This window comes from Aeromicrobium sp. UBA7512 (assembly GCF_002476985.1).
Classification (GTDB): domain Bacteria; phylum Actinomycetota; class Actinomycetes; order Propionibacteriales; family Nocardioidaceae; genus Aeromicrobium; species Aeromicrobium phoceense.
Genome location: NZ_DLNK01000006.1, coordinates 17,255 through 37,152 on the forward strand (window position 1 = coordinate 17,255; position 19,898 = coordinate 37,152).

The following is a 19,898-nucleotide window of genomic DNA, read 5'->3' on the forward strand; positions in this document are numbered from 1 at the left end:
CGTCGGTCCTGTGTCGTGACGGGGAGCTGACCATCACCTCCAGCCGTCCCCACTCGGGCAAGTGGCTGGTCCACTTCGCGGAGGTTCCCGACCGCACCGCGGCCGAGCGGTTCCACGGCGCGGTCCTCGAGGTCGAGGTCGATCCCGACGAGGTCCCCGAGGACGACGACGCCTTCTACGACCACCAGCTCGTCGGGCTGACCGTCACGGTCGGCGGCACGTCGCGCGGTCGCGTCCTCGACGTGATGCACCTGCCCGCCCACGACTCCCTGCTGGTCGAGGTCGACGGGCGACGCGTCCAGGTGCCGTTCGTCGAGGCGCTCGTGCCCGAGGTCGACCTCGAGGCCGGCACCGTCACGATCGAGGACCGCCCGGGGCTGCTGAACCCCGAGGAAGCGGACGAGGTGCGCTAGTGCGCATCGACGCCCTCTCGATCTTCCCCGACTACTTCGCTCCGCTGGAGCTGTCCCTGCCGGGCAAGGCGCGCCGCGCCGGCTTGGTCGACTTCCACGCGCACGACCTGCGCGACTGGGCCCACGACCGTCACCGCACGGTCGACGACACGCCCTACGGCGGTGGCGCCGGCATGGTGATGAAGCCCGAGCCGTGGGGCGAGGCGCTGGACGCCGTCTGCACCGACGCGGCGATCGTCATCGTTCCGACTCCCTCCGGGGCTCCGTTCACGCACGCCGAGGCGGTGCGGCTGTCGGGCGCCGAGCAGCTCGTGTTCGCGTGCGGGCGCTACGAGGGCATCGACCAGCGCGTGCTCGACCACGCCGCCACCCGGTGGCAGGTCCGCGAGATCTCCCTGGGCGACTTCGTCGTCAACGGGGGAGAGGTCGCGGCCCTGGCGATCATCGAGGCGGTCGTGCGGCTGCTGCCCGGCTTCATGGGCAACCCCGAGAGCCTCGCGGAGGAGTCGCACGCCGACGGCCTCCTGGAGTACCCCGTCTACACCAAGCCCGCCTCGTGGCGCGGGCTCGACGTCCCGCCGATCCTCCTGTCGGGCGATCACGGGCGGATCGCGGACTGGCGGCGGGAGCAGTCCCGCCTGCGCACGCAGCAGCGTCGTCCCGATTTAACACGCGACCTCAGTGAGTAACACGTTCGTAACGGCTCCGGCGGCCCTCCGTAATCGGCCTTGAGCAGGATCGTTGCAGCGCCGCGGCAAGGGAGCTCGGGCGCAGCACACGTGAACTACCTACTGCGAAGAGGTTGATATGGAACCCGGGACGATCTGGCTGCTCATCTGCGCGGCCCTAGTGCTTTTCATGACGCCCGGTCTGGCGTTCTTCTACGGCGGACTCGTCAAGGCCCAGAGCGTCATCTCGATGATGATGCTCAGCTTCGGTGCGATGGGCCTGGTCTTCGTGCTGTGGATCCTCTACGGCTACAACATGGGATCGGCCGGCTCGTCCGACCTCATCGACGGCTGGCTCGCCAACCCGTTCTCCGACTTCGCCCTGCAGGACCTGGCCACCGGTGACGGCGCCGCCGGTCTGGCCGGTGTGGCGTTCGGCTCGACGTTCGCCGTGATCACGACCGCGCTGATCTCGGGCGCCGTCGCGGACCGTGCGCGCTTCTTCCCCTGGATGCTCTTCTCGGGCCTGTGGGCCACGATCGTCTACTTCCCGTCGCAGGGCTGGGTCTGGGGCTTCGACGACGAGGGACTGACGGGCTGGATCGGCACGCTCACGATCGGTGACGCCGTCCCGATCGACTGGGCCGGTGGCACGGTCGTCCACATCAGCGCCGGCGCCGCGGCGTTCGCCCTGGCCCTCGTGCTGGGCAAGCGCACGGTCGGCTTCAGCAAGGAGGCCGCCGAGCCGCACAACGTCCCGCTCGTCCTCATCGGTGCCGCCATCCTGTGGTTCGGCTGGTTCGGCTTCAACACCGGCGCGGCGACCGAGAGCGGCCTGGGCGCGCTCATCTTCCTGAACACGATCGCCGCTCCCGCGGCCGGCGTCCTGGGCTACATCGTCGTCGAGCACTTCAAGGACGGGAAGCCGACCGCCGTCGGCGCCGCCTCGGGCATCGTCGCCGGTCTCGTCGCGATCACTCCCTCGGCCGCCAACCTGACGCCGTTCTGGGCGATCGTCCTGGGCCTGCTGGCCGGTGCGGTCTGCTGCTTCGCGATCGACCTCAAGTACAAGCTCGGCTACGACGACTCGCTCGACGTGGTCGGCCTGCACCTGGTCGCCGGCTTCATCGGCTGCCTCTACCTGGGCTTCTTCGCCACGGACACGGGCCTGTTCACCGGTGGCAACATCGACCAGCTGATCGCCCAGATCATCCCGTCGGTGTTCGTCGCGGCCTACTCCTTCGCCGTCGCCTTCGGCCTCGGCAAGGCGATCGACGCCACGGTCGGCTTCCGCGTGACCGAGGACGAGGAGGTCGCCGGCCTGGACAACGTCCTGCACGGCGGCGCCGCGTACAAGTTCGACTGATCCATGCACCACTGCGGCGCCCCGTCCCCGATTTCTCCGGGGGCGGGGCGCTGTGGCATCATGGACTGTTGGTGCAGGACGGCTCTGCCACGAGGGAGCTTCCACGCAGCACCACCCGAAACTTCGAGCAACACCGACATTCCGCAGGTGACTTGTGGCACCCGGCGAGGAGAGACCATGACGAACGTCATCGACCAGATCGCAGCGCAGAGCAAGCGTGACGACATCCCGCAGTTCCGTGCCGGCGACACCCTCAAGGTGCACGTCAACATCGTCGAGGGCAACCGCTCCCGTGTGCAGCTGTTCCAGGGCGTCTGCATCAAGGTGCAGGGCTCGGGCATCGGCCGCACGTTCACCGTCCGCAAGGTGAGCTTCGGCGTCGGCGTCGAGCGTACGTTCCCGGTCCACTCGCCGGTCATCGAGAAGATCGAGGTCGCCACCCGTGGCGACGTCCGTCGCGCCAAGCTGTACTACCTGCGCAACCTGCGCGGCAAGGCCGCCAAGATCAAGGAGAAGCGCGAGATCTGATCTCGACCGCTCCGCGACGACCCCGCACCCTCATGGGTGCGGGGTCGTGGCATGTCCGGGGCTAGGATCCCGGGGTGACCGACGAGCCCCGAGCCCAGCGACGGCGGCGGCCGTGGTGGCTCTCCGCGATGGTCTACGTGTCCGCGACGCTCGCGCTCGCGCTGGCCGTGACGACGTTCGTCGTCCAGCCCTTCGTCATCCCCTCGAGCTCGATGGTCCCGGCGCTGGCGAAGGGCGACCGCATCCTCGTGCAGAAGTGGACCTATCGCGGCGGTGAGCCCCAGCGGGGCGACGTGGTCGTGTTCCGGGACCCTGGCGGGTGGCTGGGCGAGCTGGACGACCCGTCCGCGTTCCAGCGCGGACTGCGAGCCGTCGGCCTCGCTCCGCAGGGCGGCTACCTCGTGAAGCGCGTCGTCGGCGTGGCCGGTGACGAGGTGCGCTGCTGCGACGAGGCGGGCCGCACCCTCGTCAACGGGCACGCGATCGACGAGCCGTACCTGGCCGACGTGAGCGCGAACGCGGCGCGGACGTTCCAGGTGACGGTGCCGCGCGGCATGCTCTGGGTCGAGGGGGACAACCGGGGCGACTCACGCGACTCCCGGGCCATGCAGGACGAGCCCGGCGAGGGCTTCGTCCCCGCCGACTCGGTCGTCGGACGGGTGTGGGCGAGGGCCTGGCCGACCGATCGGATCGGGCCCCTCCGGCCGACCGACGCGTTCGCCGACGTGCCGTCGCCCTGACGCGACACCGATGCGCGGTTCGCCCGGGGCCAGCCGGTAGGCTCATCGGGTGTCCGAGGAGAAACGTCAACTGCCGCTCTGGCAGGAGTCCCTCCTCCTCGTGGCGACAGCCCTCGTCCTGGCGCTGATCGTCAAGACCTTCTTCTTCCAGGCCTTCTACATCCCGTCGGACTCGATGGTCCCGACGATGGTCAAGAACGACAAGCTGCTCGTGCAGAAGTGGTCCTACTGGAGCGGCGGGCCCGAGCGCGGCGACATCGTCGTCTTCCGCGATCCCGGCAACTGGCTCGGACCCGACGTCGACGAGTCGTCGAACGCGGTCCAGCGCGGTCTCGAGCTGGTCGGGCTGTTCCCGTCCGGCGGGCACCTCATCAAGCGCGTCATCGGCACCGGTGGCGACCGTGTGGTCTGCTGCGACGCCGAGGGCCGCACCACGGTCAACGGCGAGCCGATCGACGAGCCCTACCTGGCCGACCCGTCGGTCAACGCCGACCAGACCTTCGACGTGAAGGTCCCGAAGGGCTACCTGTGGGTCCAGGGCGACAACCGGGGCAACTCGGCCGACTCGCGGGCCCACCTCGGCGAGCCCGGGGGAGGATTCATCGCTGACGAGGACGTGGTCGGCAAGGCATGGTTGAGGGTGTGGCCGCTCAACCGCTTCGGCACGATCGAGGGCACCGACGCGTTCGACGAGGTGCCGTGAGCCCGGCGCCGTCGCTGCGCGTCGAGCGCCAGCTCCTGCGCGCGGGGCGCACCGCCCTGGCCTGCAGTGACGAGGTCGGTCGCGGCGCCCTCAGCGGGCCCGTCACGATCGGCATGGTCCTGGTGACCGAGCAGACCCGCACGGCACCGCAGGGCGTGCGCGACAGCAAGCTGCTCACCCCAGCGGCGCGCGAGGCGCTGGTGCCGAAGATCCGTCGGTGGGCGCCCGTCCACGGCGTCGGCCACGCGAGCCCCGCCGAGATCGACCAGTACGGGATCATCGCCGCCATGCGACTGGCCGGCCACCGAGCGCTCGCGCAGCTGACGGTGCGCCCCGACGCGGTGCTGCTCGACGGCAACCACGACTACCTGAGCGTGCCCGAGCAGTCGGCCCTCTTCGGCCCGCCCGACCTGTCCGACGACGTGCCGCCGGTGACCACGATGATCAAGGCCGACCTGCGCTGCGCCGCGGTCGCCGCCGCCAGCATCCTGGCCAAGACGACCCGTGACGCCTTGATGGTCGAGCTCGCGTCGCAGCATCCTCAGTACGGCTGGGAGCTCAACAAGGGATACTCGGCACCGGAGCACATCGCGGCGCTCGCGCAGCACGGTCCGTCGGTCCATCACCGGCGCTCGTGGTCGCTGCCGGGCTGCGGGTCCGGAACGACGGTCGAGATCGACGAGACGCGAGAGGTGGTGGCCGGATGAGCGCCGAGGATCTCGAGCGGTACGAGAACGAGATGGAGCTCTCGCTCTACCGCGAGTACCGCGACGTCGTCGGCATCTTCAAGTACGTCGTCGAGACCGACCGCCGCCTGTACCTGTGCAACGCGGTCGACGTGAAGGTGCGCTCCGAGTCCGGTGACGCCTACTTCGAGGTGACGATGGCCGACGCCTGGGTCTGGGACATCTACCGTCCCGCGCGCTTCGCCAAGAACGTCAAGGTGCTGACGTTCAAGGACGTGAACGTCGAGGAGCTGCAGGACTCCGACGTCAAGCTGCCTCCGGCCTGACCGGCGATGACGCCCGATCCCGCCCCGTCCCGAGACGGAGCGCGGACGTTCGCGCACGTCCTGGTCAACACCCTCGTCGCCAACGTCACCACGAGCTTCCTGTGGTTCGCGCTGACCTTCTGGGTCTACCTCGAGACGCGATCGGTCCTGGCCACCGGCGTCGTCGGCGGCGCCTACATGCTCATGCTGGCGCTGTTCGCGATGCTGTTCGGCACGCTCGTCGACCGCCACCGCAAGCGCGACGTGCTGGTCGGGTCGAGCCTCGCCACGGCCGCGTCCTTCCTGGTCGCCGGCGTGCTCTACGCCGTGCTGGGACCCGGGGCGATCGTCGACATGACCGGTCCGTGGTTCTGGCTCTTCTCGGGCATCGTCCTGTTCGGCTCGGTCGTGGAGAGCCTGCGCAACATCGCGCTGTCGACCCTGGTGACCCTGCTCATCCCGGCCGACCGCCGTGACCGGGCGAACGGGCTGGTCGGCACGGTGCAGGGCCTGGCGTTCATCGTCACCAGCGTCTTCAGCGGGCTCGCGATCGGCCAGCTCGGCATGGGATGGACGCTCGTCATCGCCAACGTCCTCACGGTGTGCACGGTCGTCCACCTGCTCTTCGTGCGGATCGCGGAGGAGCAGCCGGCCGCCGACGAGGACGGGAAGCGCCCGACGGTCGACGTCCGGGGAGCCCTCGCCGCGATCGCGCTGGTGCCCGGGCTGTTCGCGCTCATCGTGCTCACGACGTTCAACAACCTCGTCTCGGGCGTGTTCATCGCGCTCGTCGACCCCTACGGGCTGACGCTCTTCACCGTCGAGGAGTGGGGCCTGGTCTTCGGCGTGGCGTCCACGGGCTTCATCCTCGGCGGTCTCGTGATCGCCCGGTGGGGGCTGGGCTCCAACCCGCTCCGCACGATGCTATGGGTGCTGGCGGCGATGGGGGTGATCAACGCGACCTTCACGCTGCGCGAGTCGGCGTGGCTGTGCATCGCCGGCATCTGGCTGTTCCTGCTGATCGTGCCCGCCGTGGAGGCGGCCGAGCAGACCGTGATCCAGCGCGTCGTGCCGTTCACCAGCCAGGGCCGGGTCTTCGGGTTCGCCCAGGCCTTCGAGGCGGCCGCGGCTCCCGTCACCGCCTTCCTCGTCGCCCCCATCGCGGAGTTCTGGGTGATCCCGATGATGGAGTCCGAGGCCGGCGCGCAGCGGTGGGCATGGCTGGTGGGGTACGGCGACGCGCGCGGCATCGCGCTGATCTTCTTCTTCGCCGGACTGGTCATGGTGGTGATCTCCCTGGCGGCGTTCGGGACGCGCTCCTACCGGGTGCTGTCCGACCGCTACCGCGACGACGCGGTGTCCGGCGTGACCGCGGGCTGACGCTCGTCCACAGGCCGCGGCGGCCCGGCTGGCGTCGTCCACAGGCATGCCGCGGGACCTTCTCCCCGGCGCTGCGGGCCGGGAGGCTCGTCCCATGACCTACGCGCGCAACCAGGCCCTCGGCGCCTACGGCGAACGGATCGCCGCCGACCACCTGCGAAGCCTCGGGATGGTGATCCTCGCCCGCAACTGGACCTGCCAGCACGGAGAGATCGACATCGTCGCGCGCGACGGCGACACCCTCGTGGTGTGCGAGGTCAAGACCCGCACCAGCACCACCCACGGCACGGCCCTGGAGTCGGTGTCCGATCGCAAGGTCACGATCCTGCGCCGGTCGCTGGCGCACTGGCTCGACGTCCACGGCGTGAGCCCCGACGGGGTGCGCATCGACGTCGTCACGGTGTGGGTCCCGCGCAGCGGGGGCCCGCGGGTCGAGCGGATCGCGGGGGTGGCGTGATGGCCGCCGTGCACTCGATCGCGCTCGACGGCCTCACGGGGCGGCCGGTCGAGGTGGAGGTCGACATCGCCTCGGGGCTCTCGGCCACCGTGGTGGTCGGACTGGCGGACGCCACGGTCAGCGAGGCCCGCAACCGGGTGCGGTCGGCCGTGGTGAACTCGGGGACGTCGTGGCCCGACACCCGCGTAACGATCAACCTCGCGCCGTCCAGTCTGCCCAAGAGCGGTCCCCACTACGACCTGGCCATGGGGCTGGGCGTGTTCGCGGCGAAGGCCGTGGTGCCGGTCGAGACGTTGGCGGGCACCGTCTTCCTCGGCGAGCTGGCCCTCGACGGTCGCCTGCGGCCCGTGCGCGGCGTCCTGCCCGCCACCCTCGCCGCGGCCGAGGCCGGGTTCGAGCGCGTCGTGGTCCCCGAGTCGAACGTGAACGAGGCGCGGCTGGTGCCATCGATCGCGGTGGTCGGCGTGCGGTCGCTGCGCCAGGTCGTCGCGATGCTGCGCGGCGAGGAGGAGCCCGAGGATCCACCCGTGCCGCCACTGAGTGAGGCGGGGGACGGCTGGAGCGGGGTGGCGCTCAGCGGCGAGCTCGATCTCACCGACGTCGTCGGCCAGGACGACGCGTGCCTGGCCACGGTGATCGCCGCCAGTGGTGGTCACCACCTGCTGCTCACGGGCCCGCCCGGCGTCGGCAAGACGATGCTCGCGCAGCGCCTGCCCGCGCTGCTGCCCGACCTGGACCCGAACGACTCGCTCGAGGTCAGTGCCCTGCACTCCCTCGCCGGAGTCCTTCCGTCGGACCTGCCGATGCTGGTGCGACCGCCGTTCCTCGAGCCGCACCACACCGCCAGTGCCGCCGCGGTGGTCGGCGGCGGCAGCCGGGTGGTGCGGCCCGGTGCGATGTCGCTGGCCCACCACGGCGTGCTCTTCCTCGACGAGGCGCCCGAGTTCGCGAGCAACGTCCTCGAAGCCCTGAGGCAGCCGCTGGAGAGCGGGCAGGTGGTGGTGTCACGGGCCGCGCAGACGGCCGTCTTCCCCGCACGATTCCAGCTGGTCCTCGCCACCAACCCGTGCCCGTGCGGTCACGCCGGCTCGGTGATGCAGCGGTGCGAGTGCCCTGCGGCCACGCGGCGGCGTTACGCCGACCGGCTGTCCGGACCGATCCGCGACCGCATCGACATCCACCGCACCCTGGTGGAGCCGTCGCGTCGGGATCTCGTGCACGGGCTGATCGCCCGGCCCACCACCGGCGAGCTGGCCGAGCGGGTGGCGCAGGCCCGGGACCGCCAGCGACGGCGCCTCGTGGACACGCCCTGGCGCGTCAACGCGGCCGTGCCGGGGGTGGAGCTGCGCAAGGTCTGGCCGGCTCACGACGACGGCAGCCGGCTGCTCGAGCAGCAGGTGCGCGGGCACAAGGTCACGCCGAGATCGGCCGATCGCGTGCTGCGGCTCGCGTGGAGCATCGCCGACCTCTGCGGGCACGACCGGCCCACGATCGACGACGTGCAGGCCGCGCTCGACCTGCGCCGGGGCAGTGCCATCGGCGGCGAGCTCCTCGGCCTGCTGGGGGCGGCATGACCAGGAGCCAGTCCCGCACCCGACTGCTGCTCTCGCTCGTCGTCGAGCCCGGCGACCCCCGCCTCGTCGCCTGGCGCGAGCGGTGTGACCCCGTCGAGCTCTGGCAGGCAGTCGTGCGGGGCGGCCCCGAGATCCCCGGGCCGTGGCACGAGGCCGCCGCCGAGGCCCCGCGCCGGGCCGATCATGCGCTGCGGAGGGCGGAGGAGGCGGGCGGTCGCTGGGTCGTCCCCGGCTCGTCGGCGTGGCCCGTGGCCCTCGACGACCTCGACCAGATCGACGGCATCGGTCAGGTGGCCGGCGCCCCACTCGGGCTCTGGGTGCGCGGCGGCGGCGACCTGTCCTCGATCGCGGCCGCGCCGGTGGCCGTGGTCGGCGCGCGCGGCTGCACGACCTACGGGGCCGAGGCCGCCAGCGACATCGCCGCCGACTGTGCCGACCAGGGCCACGCCGTCGTCAGTGGCGCGGCGTTCGGGATCGACGCCTGCGCCCACCGCGGGGCCCTGCTCGCGGGTGGGCCCACGGTGGCGGTGCTGGCGTGCGGCGTCGACGTCGACTACCCCAAGGCCCATGCGGCCCTGCTGCGCCGCATCGGCGAGGAGGGCCTGGTGATCAGCGAGTTCGCGCCCGGTGCCGAGCCGCAACGGCACCGCTTCCTGGTGCGCAACCGGCTCATCGCGGCGTTGAGCGTCGGCGTGGTGGTCGTCGAGGCGGCCCGCCGCAGCGGGTCCCTCAACACCCTGCACTGGGCCGACCAGCTGGGCCGCACCACGATGGTCGTGCCCGGTCCGATCACGTCGCAGGCCTCGTGCGGCACCCACCTCGCCGTCCGCGACGGCAAGGCACTGCTGGTCACCTCCGGCCGTGACGTCGTGGCCGACACCTTCGGCGTCGTGGACGCCGACCTGCCGGCGATCAGCCCGGCGGCGCGGCGGGTCTGGTTGCGGCTCGGAGCCGAGCCGCAACCGGCCGAGCAGGTGGCGGCCGCGCTGCGCCTCAGCCCGGTCCCGGTGCTGCGTGCGCTCCGTGAGCTCGAGCGTCACGCCGTGGTCGTGGGCGACGGGAACGGGTGGCGTCGCGACCGGGTCCCCGGTGGCGTGCAGGGGGTAGGTTGAACCGGGTGAACCACTCCGAGGCCATGGATCCCGAGCAGGCTGACGAGGTCTTCGCCCACTGGGAGGACAAGTACGGCTCCAGCGACGGTGTGTGGTCGGGGCACGTCAACACCGCCCTCGCGCAGATCGCCGCCGACCTCCCCGCCGGCTCGGCTCTCGATCTCGGCGCAGGAGAGGGCGGGGACGCCCTGTGGCTGGCCGAGCGTGGCTGGTCCGTCACGGGCATCGACATCTCGCCGACGGCCCTCGCTCGCGCCGAGGCCGCGGCGGAGCGCGCCGGGCTGAGCGAGCGGGTCACCTGGGTGGCCGCCGACCTCGACACCTGGTCGTCGACGCAGGCGTTCGACCTCGTCACGGCGTCGTTCCTGCAGTCGCCCGTCGCCCTCGACCGGGCCCGGATCCTCAGGACGGGAGCCGACCGCGTCGCGGTGGACGGACACCTGCTCGTGATCGCCCACGCCGAGGCGCCCCCGTGGGCCCACGCCCACGACCACGACCACGTGCAGGAGATGGACTTCCCCACGCCGGAGTCGGACCTGGCGATGCTCGACCTCCCGGCCGACGCCTGGCGCACGGTCGTCGCGGAGGTGCGCGACCGCACCGCGTTCGCGCCCACCGGCGAGCAGGTCGTGCTGCGCGACGGGGTCCTGCTGCTGCAGCGCCTCGCCTGAGGCGCCCGTCAGGTGTGCAGCGGGCGGTCGCTCGGCCTGCCGTGACCGAGCTGGTCCAGTGCGTGATCGACGATCTCGCCGAGCACCTCGAGGCCCTCGCGCACCCCTCCGGTGGATCCGGGCAGGTTCACCAGCAGGGTGTGCCCGCTGATGCCTGCCACGCCCCGCGAGAGTGCGGCGTGCGGCGTCGTGCGCAGGCCACGGGCGCGCAGGGCCTCCGCGATGCCCGGGGCCGGACGGTCGATGAGCGCGGAGGTCGCCTCCGGCGTGTGGTCGTCATCGGTGAACCCCGTGCCACCGGTGGTCACGACCAGCGCACAGCCCTGGTCGACGAGGCGGCGCAGGACGTCGGCCACCTCGGGCCCGTCGGGCACGACGTGCGGGCCCGACACCTCGAAGCCCCGGTCGCGTCCCCACTGGGCGATCCGAGGTCCGGTGAGGTCCTCACGGCTGCCGGCGGCCGCTCGTGTGGAGCAGACGACGACGCCGAGGGCGTGACGGTCCTGGTCACTCATCGCGGGTCCAGTCGTGGGTCCCGCCGGTCTTCGCCTCGACCTGGACGGCGTCGATCCGCGCGGTGTGGTCGACCGCCTTCACCATGTCGAAGAGCGTCAGGGCGGCCACACTGACCGCGGTCAGCGCCTCCATCTCGACCCCGGTGGGGCCGGTCGTGGCCACGGTCGCCTCGATGCGCACGGCGTCGTCGAGGGCGCGGAAGTCGACGGTGATCGCCGCGAGCGACAACGGATGGCACATCGGCACGAGGAAGGGGGTCTGCTTCGCGGCGAGGATGCCCGCGATGCGCGCGGTGGCCAGGGCCTCGCCCTTGGGAAGGTCGCCGGTCATGATCCGCTCGACCACGTCGGCCCGCGTGCGCAGGAGGCCGGAGGCGGTGGCCTCGCGCCGGGTGGTCGCCTTCGCCGAGACGTCGACCATGTGGGCGCTGCCGTCCGCGCGGTAGTGTGACAGGTCCTTCTCGTCGCCCGGTCCGGTGCTCATGCGATCCTCCACCACTCCACGGTATCGCCGGCCTCGAGTGCCGTGACGTGCTCGGGCACGAGGACGAGGACGTCCGCCCGGGCGTAGGACACCGCGAGGTGGGAGCCGGCCGCGCCGACCAGGCTGACGGTGCCGTCGGCCTGCAAGGTGCCACGACGCGCCTGCAGGCGTCCGGCGGGGGAGGCCAACGGCTCCGCGAGGGGCGCTGATCCGGACGGCCGCTGGGCCACGCGTCCTGCCGCGCGGGCGAGGGGCGCTCGGAGGAACAGCTCGAAGGAGACCAGGACACTGACGGGATTGCCGGGCAGGCACACCACGGGGACCTCGCGGTCGCCGGCGAGCACCGAGGCCAGGCCCTGCGGGCCGCCGGGCTGCACCGCCACGTGGTCGAACCACGCGCCCGGCGTTCCCTCCAGGGTCTGACGGACGACCTCACGCGTACCCGCGCTCACCCCGCCGGTCGTGATGACAAGGTCGTGGCCGGCGGCCAGCTGTGCGAGCACGTCGCCCAGCAGATCCGGGTCGTCGGGCACCACGTGTGTGGTCACGGGGAGTCCGAGCTCGCGCGCGTGGGCGGCCAGCGCCCGCGAGTTCGAGTCGGGGACCGCGCCGCTCACCAGCTCCGCGCCGGTGCCCACCACGGCCAGCCTCAGCGGCGGCGCGACCTCGACCGACTCGACGCCCGCCACGACGAGGGCGCCGATCGCCGCCGGGTGAAGGGGAGCACCGGCCTCGAGAACCGTCGCGCCGGAGGTCACGTCGGCACCGACGGTGCGCACGAACGTCCCCGGCTGAACGGGCTCGCGGAACTCGATCAGCGCCCCGCCGCCGACCGGGCCGAACTCGCCCGCGCCGGTGCGCTCCACGGGGACGACGGCGTCGGCGCCGAGCGGGATGGGGGCGCCCGTCATGATCGGCGCGGCGGAGCCCGGGTCGAGTCGGGGCGGGTGGGCGTCGCCGGCCACGACGTGCGCCACGGTGGGCAGCGTCACGGGCGCGATGTCGGCGCGGGCGAGATCAGCGGCATGGACGGCGAACCCGTCCATCTGGCTGTTGTCGAAGCCGGGGACGTCCAGTCGCGCGACGGCGGGCGCGGCGAGTCGGCCGGTGAGCTCCTCGGTCACCGGTCGTCGGACGGGCTGGTCCTGGGCGCGTCGTTGAGCGGCGCGCCGGATCACCTCGGCCACCGCGTGGACATGTTCCTCGACCGACCTGCTCATCCTTGCTCCTGCCCGAGTCGCATCTGAGCCGCTAGTATCGCTTTCATGTCTCAAGTGCGTGTTGCCGATGCCGCTGACTTCCTCGGAGTCAGCACCGACACCGTACGCCGCCTGATCGCGTCCGGGCGGCTCGCCGCGGACAAGGACGGCTCCGGCCGGACTGTGGTCGAGGGGCGCGCCCTCGCCGACTACGTGCGGGTCGAGGGCAGATCGGCTCCGGACCCGACCGCCGTCAGGCGCTCGGCACGCAACCGGTTCGTCGGCATCGTGACCGAGGTCCTCAGCGATCGCGTCATGTCGCAGGTCGAGCTGCAGTGTGGCGCTCACCGGGTCGTGTCGCTCATCAGCACGGAGTCGGTCCGCGAGCTCGGCCTCGAGCCGGGCGTCGTCGCGGTGGCCGTGGTCAAGGCCACGAACGTGGCGATCGAGATCCCCAAGGACCAGGCGTGAGGCGTGCGGGCGCCGCGGCCCTTGCGCTGGTCGCCTTGCTGACGGCCGCCGGATGCAGCAGCGACGACGGTGACGGGGGCGAGCAGCGCACGCTGACGGTGTTCGCGGCGGCCTCGCTCACGTCCACGTTCACCGAGCTCGCGGAGCGCTTCGAGGTCGAGCACGACGGCGTGGAGGTCAGGCTCTCGTTCGGTGGCTCGTCCGATCTTGCGGCCCAGATCGCCGAGGGCGCCCCGGCCGACGTGTTCGCCTCGGCGGACGAGCAGACCATGGCCCGGGTGACCGGTGCATCCGACACGGCCCTCGCCCCCGAGGTCTTCGCGACGAACACGCTGCAGATCGTCACGCCGGCCGATGACGCGGTTCGCGTGGATGCCCTCGCCGACCTGGCGGATTCGGGCGTGAAGGTGGTCCTGTGCGCTCCCCAGGTGCCGTGCGGCGCGGCCACCCGCACCCTGCTGGCGAAGAGCGCGCTGGACGTGGACCCGGTCAGCGAGGAGCAGTCGGTGACCGACGTGCTGGGGAAGGTCACCAGCGGTGAGGCCGACGCGGGGATCGTCTACCGCACCGACGTGATCGGTGCGGGTGACGCCGTGCGAGGCGTCGACGCGGCGGGCGCGGGCGAGGTCGTCAACCGCTACCCGGTCGTGGCACTGGAGGCCGACGAGTCGGCGGATGCGTTCGTCCGGTTCGTCACGAGCGAGGCGGGACGCGAGGTCCTCGCGGCCGCCGGCTTCGGCGCGCCGTGACGGGCCGGTCCGACGTCCCACGCTGGATCGCCCTTCCGGCGCTCGTCGGGCTGGCACTGCTGGCGCTGCCGCTGGCCGGACTGGTGTTGCGCGTGGAGTGGGGCGACTTCCTGGGCCTCGTGACGAGCGAGTCGTCCCGGGCGGCGCTGGGGCTCAGCCTGCGGACGGCGGCCGTCAGCACGGTGCTGTGCCTCCTGCTCGGCGTGCCGCTGTCGCTGTTGCTCGCCCGGTCCTCGGGGCACTGGTCATCGGTGGTCCGTGCCGTGGTCCTGGTGCCGCTGGTGCTGCCACCCGTGGTCGGCGGCATCGCGCTGCTGGCCACGTTCGGGCGGCGCGGCCGGCTGGGCCAGCACCTGGAGGCGTTCGGCGTCGAGATCGCCTTCACGACGGTGGCCGTGGTGCTGGCCCAGACGTTCGTGTCGCTCCCGTTCCTCGTCATCACCCTCGAGGGCGCGCTGCGTGCTGCCGACCCGGGTTACGCGGACGTCGCGGCAACGCTCGGCGCCGCTCCCGGCCGGGTGCTGGGCCGGGTGACCCTGCCCCTGGTGGCGCCCGGTCTCGTGGCCGGAACCGTCCTGTCCTTCGCGCGGGCGCTCGGGGAGTTCGGCGCCACGGTCACGTTCGCCGGCAGCCTGCAAGGGGTGACGCGCGCACTGCCGACCGAGATCTACCTGCAGCGCGAGGTCGACCCCGATGCGGCCGCGGCCCTGGCGTTCCTGCTGGTCGCGGTGGCGGTCGTCGTGATCGCGGTCGTCCACCGTCCGGGGCGATCGCCGTGGTGAGCCTCGCGGCGCGCGTGCGCGATCCCGCCCGCGGGGTCGACCTGCGGTTCCATGTGGCTTCCGGCGAGACGGTGGCGCTCATGGGGCCGAACGGAGCCGGGAAGTCGACCGTCCTGGCCACCGTCGCCGGCCTCCTGCGGCCGGCAGAGGCGCACGTCCGTGTCGGTGACCGGGTCCTGGCGGGGGAGGGGCAGTGGGTGCCGCCCCACCGCCGATCCGTGGCGCTGCTGGGACAGCAGCCCCGGCTGTTCCCCCACCTCACGGTGCGTGAGAACGTCGCGTTCGGTCCGCGCAGCGTCGGTCGCGACGCCGGTCTCGCCGATCACTGGCTGGACCAGGTGGGAGCGTCGGCGCTGGCCGACCGTCGTCCGCGTCAACTGTCGGGCGGCCAGGCCCAGCGGGTGGCGATCGCCCGGGCCCTGGCGGTGGAACCCGACGTGGTGCTGCTGGACGAGCCGCTGGCGGCGCTGGACGTCGAAGCGGTGCCCGAGGTGCGGCGAGTCCTGCGCCGGGTCCTGGCCGGGACCGCGACGGTGCTCGTGACCCACGACCCCCTCGACGCGATGACCCTGGCCGACCGCGCGGTGATCGTGGAGGCGGGACGTGTCGTCCACGAGGGCACGGCGCGTGACGTGCTGACGCACCCGCGCAGTGCGTTCGGCGCCGCCCTGGCCGGGGTGAACCTCGTGGAGGGCGTGGCCACGGGACCGGATCACCTCCGCAGTGCGGACGGTCGCGAGCTCGCGGGGATCCCGCGCCGCACGCTGGACGTGGGCGCCGCCGCGATCGCCACCTTCGCGCCCAGCGCCGTGGCGATCCATCGGGAGCGGCCGGGAGGGAGCCCGCGCAATGTGCTGCCCGGGGTGGTCACCGGGATCGAGGTCCGCGGGGCGACCTGTCGGGTGGAGATCTCGGGATGGCTCGCCGACGTGACCACCGCCGCCGCCGCAGAGCTGGAGCTCGAGCCGGGACGCGATGTCTGGATGAGCATCAAGGCCACCGAGGTCCGGCTCGACCCGGCCTGACGGCCTCCCGCGATTCACCGATCGCCGGTGCGAGAGTGGGACGCGTGACTGACTGCTCCGAGGCCTGGGCCCGCACGCTGGCCGACTACGAGCGTCACCTGTGCCAGGAGCGCGATCTCTCGGACCACACGGTCCGTGCCTACCTGACCGACCTCGGCAGCCTGGCCGCGCACGCCACCCTGCTGCACGTCGAGGACCCGGCGGACCTGACGATCCGCACCCTGCGCAGCTGGCTGGCGAACCTGCAGACGCGAGGACGGGCGCGCACGACGATGGCGCGCCGCTCGACCGCCGCGCGGGTCTTCACCGCGTGGCTCGAGCGCACCGGCCGCGCGCCGACGGACGCCGGGGCCCTGCTGGCCGCCCCGAAGGCGCACCGCACCCTGCCGCCGGCGCTGAGCCAGTCCGACATGCGCGGCGTCATCGACGCGATCGTCGATTCGATCGAGGACGACGGTCCGACGGGCCTGCGCGACCTCGCGGTGATCGAGCTGCTGTGGGCGACGGGCATCCGCGTGGGCGAGCTGGTGGGTGCCGACGTGGACGACCTCGACACATCCCGCCGGGTGCTGCGGGTCATGGGCAAGGGCTCGAAGGAGCGGATGGTCCCGTACGGCGTGCCAGCCCAGGAGGCCGTCGCGGCGTGGCTCGAGCGGGGACGTCCGGCCCTCGCGGTGGCAGGCAGCGGGCCTGCCCTGTTCCTGGGTGCCCGGGGCGGCCGCATCGACGCGCGGGTCGTCCGCCGCATCGTCCACGAGCGCGTGGCCGCCGTGCCGGACGCGCCCGACGTGGGACCTCACGGACTGCGCCACACCGCCGCCACCCACCTGCTCGAGGGCGGTGCGGACCTGCGGTCGGTGCAGGAGCTGCTGGGTCACGCCTCGCTCGGCACCACGCAGATCTACACGCACGTCAGCGCCGACCGCCTGCGTGCCGCCTTCACCCAGGCCCACCCGCGCGCCTGACGACCTCACCGCTCGCCCAGGGGATCGACCGGTCGCCCGTCGACGAGCCGCATGAAGTGCAGGTGGCACCCCGTGGAGAACCCGGTCGACCCGACGCGGCCCACCACGTCGCCGGTGACCACCCGCTGGCCGCGGTGCACCGCGACCGAGCCGAGGTGGGCGTAGGACGTGGCGATCCCGCCGCCGTGATCGATCTGGACCCGCAGCCCGTACGCGCCGCTGGGGCCGGCGCGCCCGACCCGGCCGGCTCCCGCGGCAGGGACCGGGGTCCCGCACGCGGCGCCGATGTCCACGCCGTCGTGCAGCTTGCGCACGCCGGTGACGGGATGCACCCGCATCCCGAACGCCGAGGTCACGGGTCCGTCGAGGGGAAGGTCCCCGGCACCCGCGCCGGGCGGCTCCGGCGGCGAGCCGTCGGGATCGATCAGCCGGTACGCCCCTGAGGTCGCGAGCAGCGCGGCGGGATCGAGGTACACGTCGCCGCGCAGCCGGCCGAGATTGAGGCACGTCCGACGGCACGAGGGGTGGCCGCCGAGGAGCCGGCCGACGGGCTGGCCGGCGGTCACGGCGTCGCCGACCCGGACGGTGGGGGAGACGGGTTGGTAGGTCGATCGCTCGGCGCCGTGGTCGATCGTGATCGTCCAGACGCCGGCGACGCGACCCGCGAACGTGACCCGCCCGACGGCAACGGCGCGGACCGTCTGGCCCGCCCGCCCGGGAATGTCGACCCCGCGGTGGCCGGCTCCGTAGTCGGACTCGGGCGGGTCGAAGGGGCGGTCGATCCGGTGCTCGCCGATCGGCCACGTCCAGGGCGCGGCCGCAGCGGGAGCGACGGAGGCGGCGAGCAGGGTGGTCACGAGCAGGAGCAGGGCACGGCGCATGTGCCGAGCCAAGCGATCCGGGGTCGGGAGCGGAACCGGTTCCTGGGTCCCTGTGGACGGGCGGTCAGGCCTCGCAGGCACCTGTGGAGACCGGCCGTTCGGCCCACCGTGGCACCGATTTCCTCCGGCGCGGGCCGGTGCACTAGACTGGGCACATCCGTCCTCTGGGCGGAAATTCGCGTGTCCTCTCCCGTGACGTGTTGCACCGAACGGGGCGCGATCCAGGTCCCATCCACGATGGGTGGCCCGCGTCGGACACCAGGGCATCGCCGCCGGCGATGCGTCAACTTGGTTTGAAAGGAAGTACGGCCATGGCCGTCGTCACCATGCGTCAGCTGCTCGAGAGCGGCGTGCACTTCGGGCACCAGACCCGTCGTTGGAACCCGAAGATGAAGCGCTTCATCATGACCGAGCGCAACGGCATCTACATCATCGACCTGCAGCAGTCGCTGTCCTACATCGACTCGGCGTACGAGTTCGTCAAGAGCACCGTCGCCCGCGGTGGCTCGATCCTGTTCGTCGGCACCAAGCGCCAGGCGCAGGAGCCCGTCGAGGAGCAGGCCAAGCGCGTCGGCATGCCCTACGTCAACCAGCGTTGGCTCGGCGGCATGCTCACCAACTACACCACGATGTCCGATCGTCTCCAGCGCATGAAGGAGCTCGAGGAGATCGACTTCGACGACGTCGCGGGCTCCAACCGCACGAAGAAGGAACTCCTTCAGATGCGTCGTGAGTACACCAAGCTCAACCGCACCCTCGGCGGCATCCGCGACATGGGCCGCGTGCCCAACGCCGTGTGGATCGTCGACACGAAGAAGGAGCACCTCGCGGTCGACGAGGCCAAGAAGCTCAACATCCCGATCGTCGCGATCCTGGACACCAACTGCGATCCCGACGACGTCGACTACCCGATCCCGGGCAACGACGACGCCATCCGCTCGGTGGGCCTGCTGACCCGCGTCATCGCCGACGCCGTCGCCGACGGCCTCATGTCGCGCGGTGGCGCCAAGACGGGCGAGGAGGCCCCGGGCCAGGAGCTCGGCGCCGAGGAGCCCATGGCCGACTGGGAGAAGGAGCTGCTCGCGTCGAAGGCCGCCGAGGCCCCCGCCGCTGAGGCGCCTGCCGCCGACGCCCCGGCTGCCGAGGCCGCTGAGGCGCCTGCCGCCGAGGCTCCCGCTGCCGAGACGACTGAGGCGCCTGCCGCCGAGGCTCCCGCTGCCGAGACCGCTGAGGCGCCTGCCGCCGAGGCCCCGGCCGAGACTCCTGCCGAGTCCTGAGCCACTCTGACCACTGGCCGGCCCGACGCGATCCGTCGGGCCGGCCCCACCAGAACCGAGGTTGAACATGGCAATCACTGCTGCCGATGTGAAGAAGCTCCGCGACGCCACGGGCGCGGGCATGATGGACGCCAAGAAGGCCCTCACCGAGGCCGACGGCGATTTCGACAAGGCCGTCGAGGTCCTGCGGATCTCGGGCGCGGCCAAGGCCGCCAAGCGCGGCGCTGAGCGCGAGGCCTCCTCGGGCCTGGTCGCCAACGCCGGCTCCGCCCTGGTCGAGCTCAACTCCGAGACCGACTTCGTCGCGAAGAACGACCAGTTCATCGCGCTCGCCGAGCGTCTCGCCGTCGCGGCCGACGCCGCCAAGCCGGCCGACGCCGAGGAGTTCGCGAAGGTCCAGCTCGACGACGGCAAGACCGTCGCCGAGACGATCAGTGCGCTCGCCGCGGTCATCGGCGAGAAGCTCGAGCTCGGTCGCGTGAGCGCCCGTTCGGGCCAGGTCGCCACCTACATGCACCGTCGTGCCAGCGACCTGCCGCCGGCCGTCGGCGTGCTCGTCGAGTACGAGGGCGACAACCTGGACGCCGCGCGTTCGGTCGCGATGCAGATCGCGGCCATGCGCCCGCGCTGGCTGACGCGCGAGGACGTGCCCGCCGACATCGTCGCCAAGGAGCGCGAGATCGCCGAGGCCACGGCCAAGGAGGAGGGCAAGCCCGAGCAGGCCCTGCCCAAGATCGTCGAGGGCCGTGTCAACGGCTTCTTCAAGGAGAACGTGCTGCTCGAGCAGTCGAGCGTCACCGACAACAAGAAGACCGTCAAGGCGGTCGCCGAGGAAGCCGGCATCACCGTCAAGGGCTTCAGCCACATCGAGGTCGGCGCCTGAGCCGCACCAACGATCGACGAGGGCCCCGTGGAGCGATCCGCGGGGCCCTCGTGCATTCCCCGGC

At 72.2% G+C, this 19,898-nt stretch carries 24 protein-coding genes; 20 read left to right on the top strand and 4 right to left on the bottom strand.

Features of this window, described 5'->3' with window-relative positions:
* From rimM to B2363_RS09565, 13 genes are all read left to right on the top strand, one after another.
* A partial coding sequence (gene rimM / locus B2363_RS09505; protein WP_286929794.1) for a ribosome maturation factor RimM occupies positions 1 to 413 on the top strand: 413 nt, incomplete at its 5' end.
* Positions 413 to 1,102 (top strand): tRNA (guanosine(37)-N1)-methyltransferase TrmD, encoded by a 690-nt coding sequence (gene trmD, locus B2363_RS09510; protein ID WP_286929795.1) that lies wholly within the window; start codon positions 413 to 415, stop codon positions 1,100 to 1,102. The genes rimM and trmD, both read left to right, overlap by 1 nt.
* Before the next feature lie 118 nt (positions 1,103 to 1,220).
* Entirely contained in the window at positions 1,221 to 2,447 is a 1,227-nt protein-coding gene (locus tag B2363_RS09515) for an ammonium transporter (RefSeq protein ID WP_181756321.1), read from the top strand.
* Between the two features lie 177 nt (positions 2,448 to 2,624).
* Positions 2,625 to 2,975: a 50S ribosomal protein L19 gene (gene rplS, locus B2363_RS09520; protein ID WP_181756322.1), complete on the top strand. Its 351-nt coding sequence runs from the start codon at positions 2,625 to 2,627 to the stop codon at positions 2,973 to 2,975.
* 74 nt (positions 2,976 to 3,049) lie between these two features.
* Positions 3,050 to 3,715 (top strand): signal peptidase I, encoded by a 666-nt coding sequence (gene lepB / locus B2363_RS09525; protein WP_286929796.1) that lies wholly within the window; start codon positions 3,050 to 3,052, stop codon positions 3,713 to 3,715.
* A gap of 49 nt (positions 3,716 to 3,764) precedes the next feature.
* Positions 3,765 to 4,418 (top strand): signal peptidase I, encoded by a 654-nt coding sequence (gene lepB, locus B2363_RS09530; RefSeq protein ID WP_181756324.1) that lies wholly within the window; start codon positions 3,765 to 3,767, stop codon positions 4,416 to 4,418.
* The gene (locus B2363_RS09535) at positions 4,415 to 5,125 is read left to right on the top strand and encodes a ribonuclease HII (RefSeq protein ID WP_286929797.1); all 711 of its coding nucleotides are present in this window, start codon (positions 4,415 to 4,417) and stop codon (positions 5,123 to 5,125) included. Before lepB (B2363_RS09530) ends, B2363_RS09535 begins: the two co-directional genes overlap by 4 nt.
* Positions 5,122 to 5,430, top strand: a complete 309-nt coding sequence (locus tag B2363_RS09540; RefSeq protein ID WP_078700258.1) for a DUF2469 domain-containing protein — start codon at positions 5,122 to 5,124, stop codon at positions 5,428 to 5,430. The genes B2363_RS09535 and B2363_RS09540 overlap by 4 nt, the downstream gene beginning before the upstream one ends.
* A 6-nt stretch (positions 5,431 to 5,436) precedes the next feature.
* Positions 5,437 to 6,789: an MFS transporter gene (locus B2363_RS09545; protein ID WP_286929798.1), complete on the top strand. Its 1,353-nt coding sequence runs from the start codon at positions 5,437 to 5,439 to the stop codon at positions 6,787 to 6,789.
* A gap of 94 nt (positions 6,790 to 6,883) precedes the next feature.
* The gene (locus B2363_RS09550) at positions 6,884 to 7,246 is read left to right on the top strand and encodes a YraN family protein (protein WP_286929799.1); all 363 of its coding nucleotides are present in this window, start codon (positions 6,884 to 6,886) and stop codon (positions 7,244 to 7,246) included.
* Positions 7,246 to 8,820 carry a YifB family Mg chelatase-like AAA ATPase gene (locus B2363_RS09555; RefSeq protein ID WP_286929800.1) on the top strand — a complete coding sequence of 525 codons (1,575 nt, stop codon included), beginning with the start codon at positions 7,246 to 7,248 and terminating at the stop codon, positions 8,818 to 8,820. The genes B2363_RS09550 and B2363_RS09555 overlap by 1 nt, the downstream gene beginning before the upstream one ends.
* Positions 8,817 to 9,932 (top strand): DNA-processing protein DprA, encoded by a 1,116-nt coding sequence (dprA, locus tag B2363_RS09560; RefSeq protein WP_286929801.1) that lies wholly within the window; start codon positions 8,817 to 8,819, stop codon positions 9,930 to 9,932. Before B2363_RS09555 ends, dprA begins: the two co-directional genes overlap by 4 nt.
* Positions 9,933 to 9,937: 5 nt before the next feature.
* Positions 9,938 to 10,603, top strand: coding sequence for a class I SAM-dependent methyltransferase (locus tag B2363_RS09565; protein WP_286929802.1), 666 nt, complete (start codon positions 9,938 to 9,940; stop codon positions 10,601 to 10,603).
* 8 nt (positions 10,604 to 10,611) lie between these two features.
* On the opposite strand, the gene B2363_RS09570 is transcribed toward B2363_RS09565, so the two are convergent.
* Genes B2363_RS09570 through glp form a run of 3 tightly spaced genes read right to left on the bottom strand, consistent with a single transcriptional unit; the run spans position 10,612 to position 12,822 of the window.
* Entirely contained in the window at positions 10,612 to 11,118 is a 507-nt protein-coding gene (locus B2363_RS09570) for a MogA/MoaB family molybdenum cofactor biosynthesis protein (protein ID WP_286929803.1), read from the bottom strand.
* Positions 11,111 to 11,602, bottom strand: coding sequence for a cyclic pyranopterin monophosphate synthase MoaC (gene moaC / locus B2363_RS09575; protein ID WP_181756330.1), 492 nt, complete (start codon positions 11,600 to 11,602; stop codon positions 11,111 to 11,113). The genes B2363_RS09570 and moaC overlap by 8 nt, the downstream gene beginning before the upstream one ends.
* Positions 11,599 to 12,822, bottom strand: a complete 1,224-nt coding sequence (gene glp / locus B2363_RS09580; protein ID WP_286929804.1) for a gephyrin-like molybdotransferase Glp — start codon at positions 12,820 to 12,822, stop codon at positions 11,599 to 11,601. The genes moaC and glp overlap by 4 nt, the downstream gene beginning before the upstream one ends.
* A 45-nt stretch (positions 12,823 to 12,867) precedes the next feature.
* Here glp and B2363_RS09585 point away from each other — a divergent pair, with 45 nt between their 5' ends.
* From B2363_RS09585 to B2363_RS09605, 5 genes are read left to right on the top strand one after another with little or no spacing between them, the layout of a single operon-like run.
* Positions 12,868 to 13,272, top strand: coding sequence for a TOBE domain-containing protein (locus B2363_RS09585; protein ID WP_286929805.1), 405 nt, complete (start codon positions 12,868 to 12,870; stop codon positions 13,270 to 13,272).
* Complete coding sequence (gene modA, locus B2363_RS09590) at positions 13,269 to 14,021, top strand: molybdate ABC transporter substrate-binding protein (protein WP_286929806.1); 753 nt, start codon at positions 13,269 to 13,271, stop codon at positions 14,019 to 14,021. Before B2363_RS09585 ends, modA begins: the two co-directional genes overlap by 4 nt.
* On the top strand, positions 14,018 to 14,803 hold the full coding sequence (locus B2363_RS09595; RefSeq protein ID WP_286929807.1) for an ABC transporter permease: 786 nt from the start codon (positions 14,018 to 14,020) through the stop codon (positions 14,801 to 14,803). Before modA ends, B2363_RS09595 begins: the two co-directional genes overlap by 4 nt.
* On the top strand, positions 14,797 to 15,828 hold the full coding sequence (locus B2363_RS09600; protein WP_286929808.1) for a sulfate/molybdate ABC transporter ATP-binding protein: 1,032 nt from the start codon (positions 14,797 to 14,799) through the stop codon (positions 15,826 to 15,828). The genes B2363_RS09595 and B2363_RS09600 overlap by 7 nt, the downstream gene beginning before the upstream one ends.
* Positions 15,829 to 15,872: 44 nt before the next feature.
* On the top strand, positions 15,873 to 16,793 hold the full coding sequence (locus B2363_RS09605) for a tyrosine recombinase XerC (protein ID WP_286929809.1): 921 nt from the start codon (positions 15,873 to 15,875) through the stop codon (positions 16,791 to 16,793).
* Between the two features lie 5 nt (positions 16,794 to 16,798).
* Here the strand turns inward: B2363_RS09605 and B2363_RS09610 are convergent, their stop codons facing one another.
* Positions 16,799 to 17,674 carry a peptidoglycan DD-metalloendopeptidase family protein gene (locus tag B2363_RS09610; RefSeq protein ID WP_286929810.1) on the bottom strand — a complete coding sequence of 292 codons (876 nt, stop codon included), beginning with the start codon at positions 17,672 to 17,674 and terminating at the stop codon, positions 16,799 to 16,801.
* Between the two features lie 311 nt (positions 17,675 to 17,985).
* Between B2363_RS09610 and rpsB the strand changes: the two genes are divergently transcribed.
* On the top strand, positions 17,986 to 18,951 hold the full coding sequence (gene rpsB, locus B2363_RS09615; RefSeq protein WP_286929811.1) for a 30S ribosomal protein S2: 966 nt from the start codon (positions 17,986 to 17,988) through the stop codon (positions 18,949 to 18,951).
* Between the two features lie 67 nt (positions 18,952 to 19,018).
* Positions 19,019 to 19,834 (top strand): translation elongation factor Ts, encoded by an 816-nt coding sequence (tsf, locus tag B2363_RS09620; RefSeq protein WP_286929812.1) that lies wholly within the window; start codon positions 19,019 to 19,021, stop codon positions 19,832 to 19,834.
* The last annotated feature ends 64 nt before the right edge of the window (positions 19,835 to 19,898 follow it).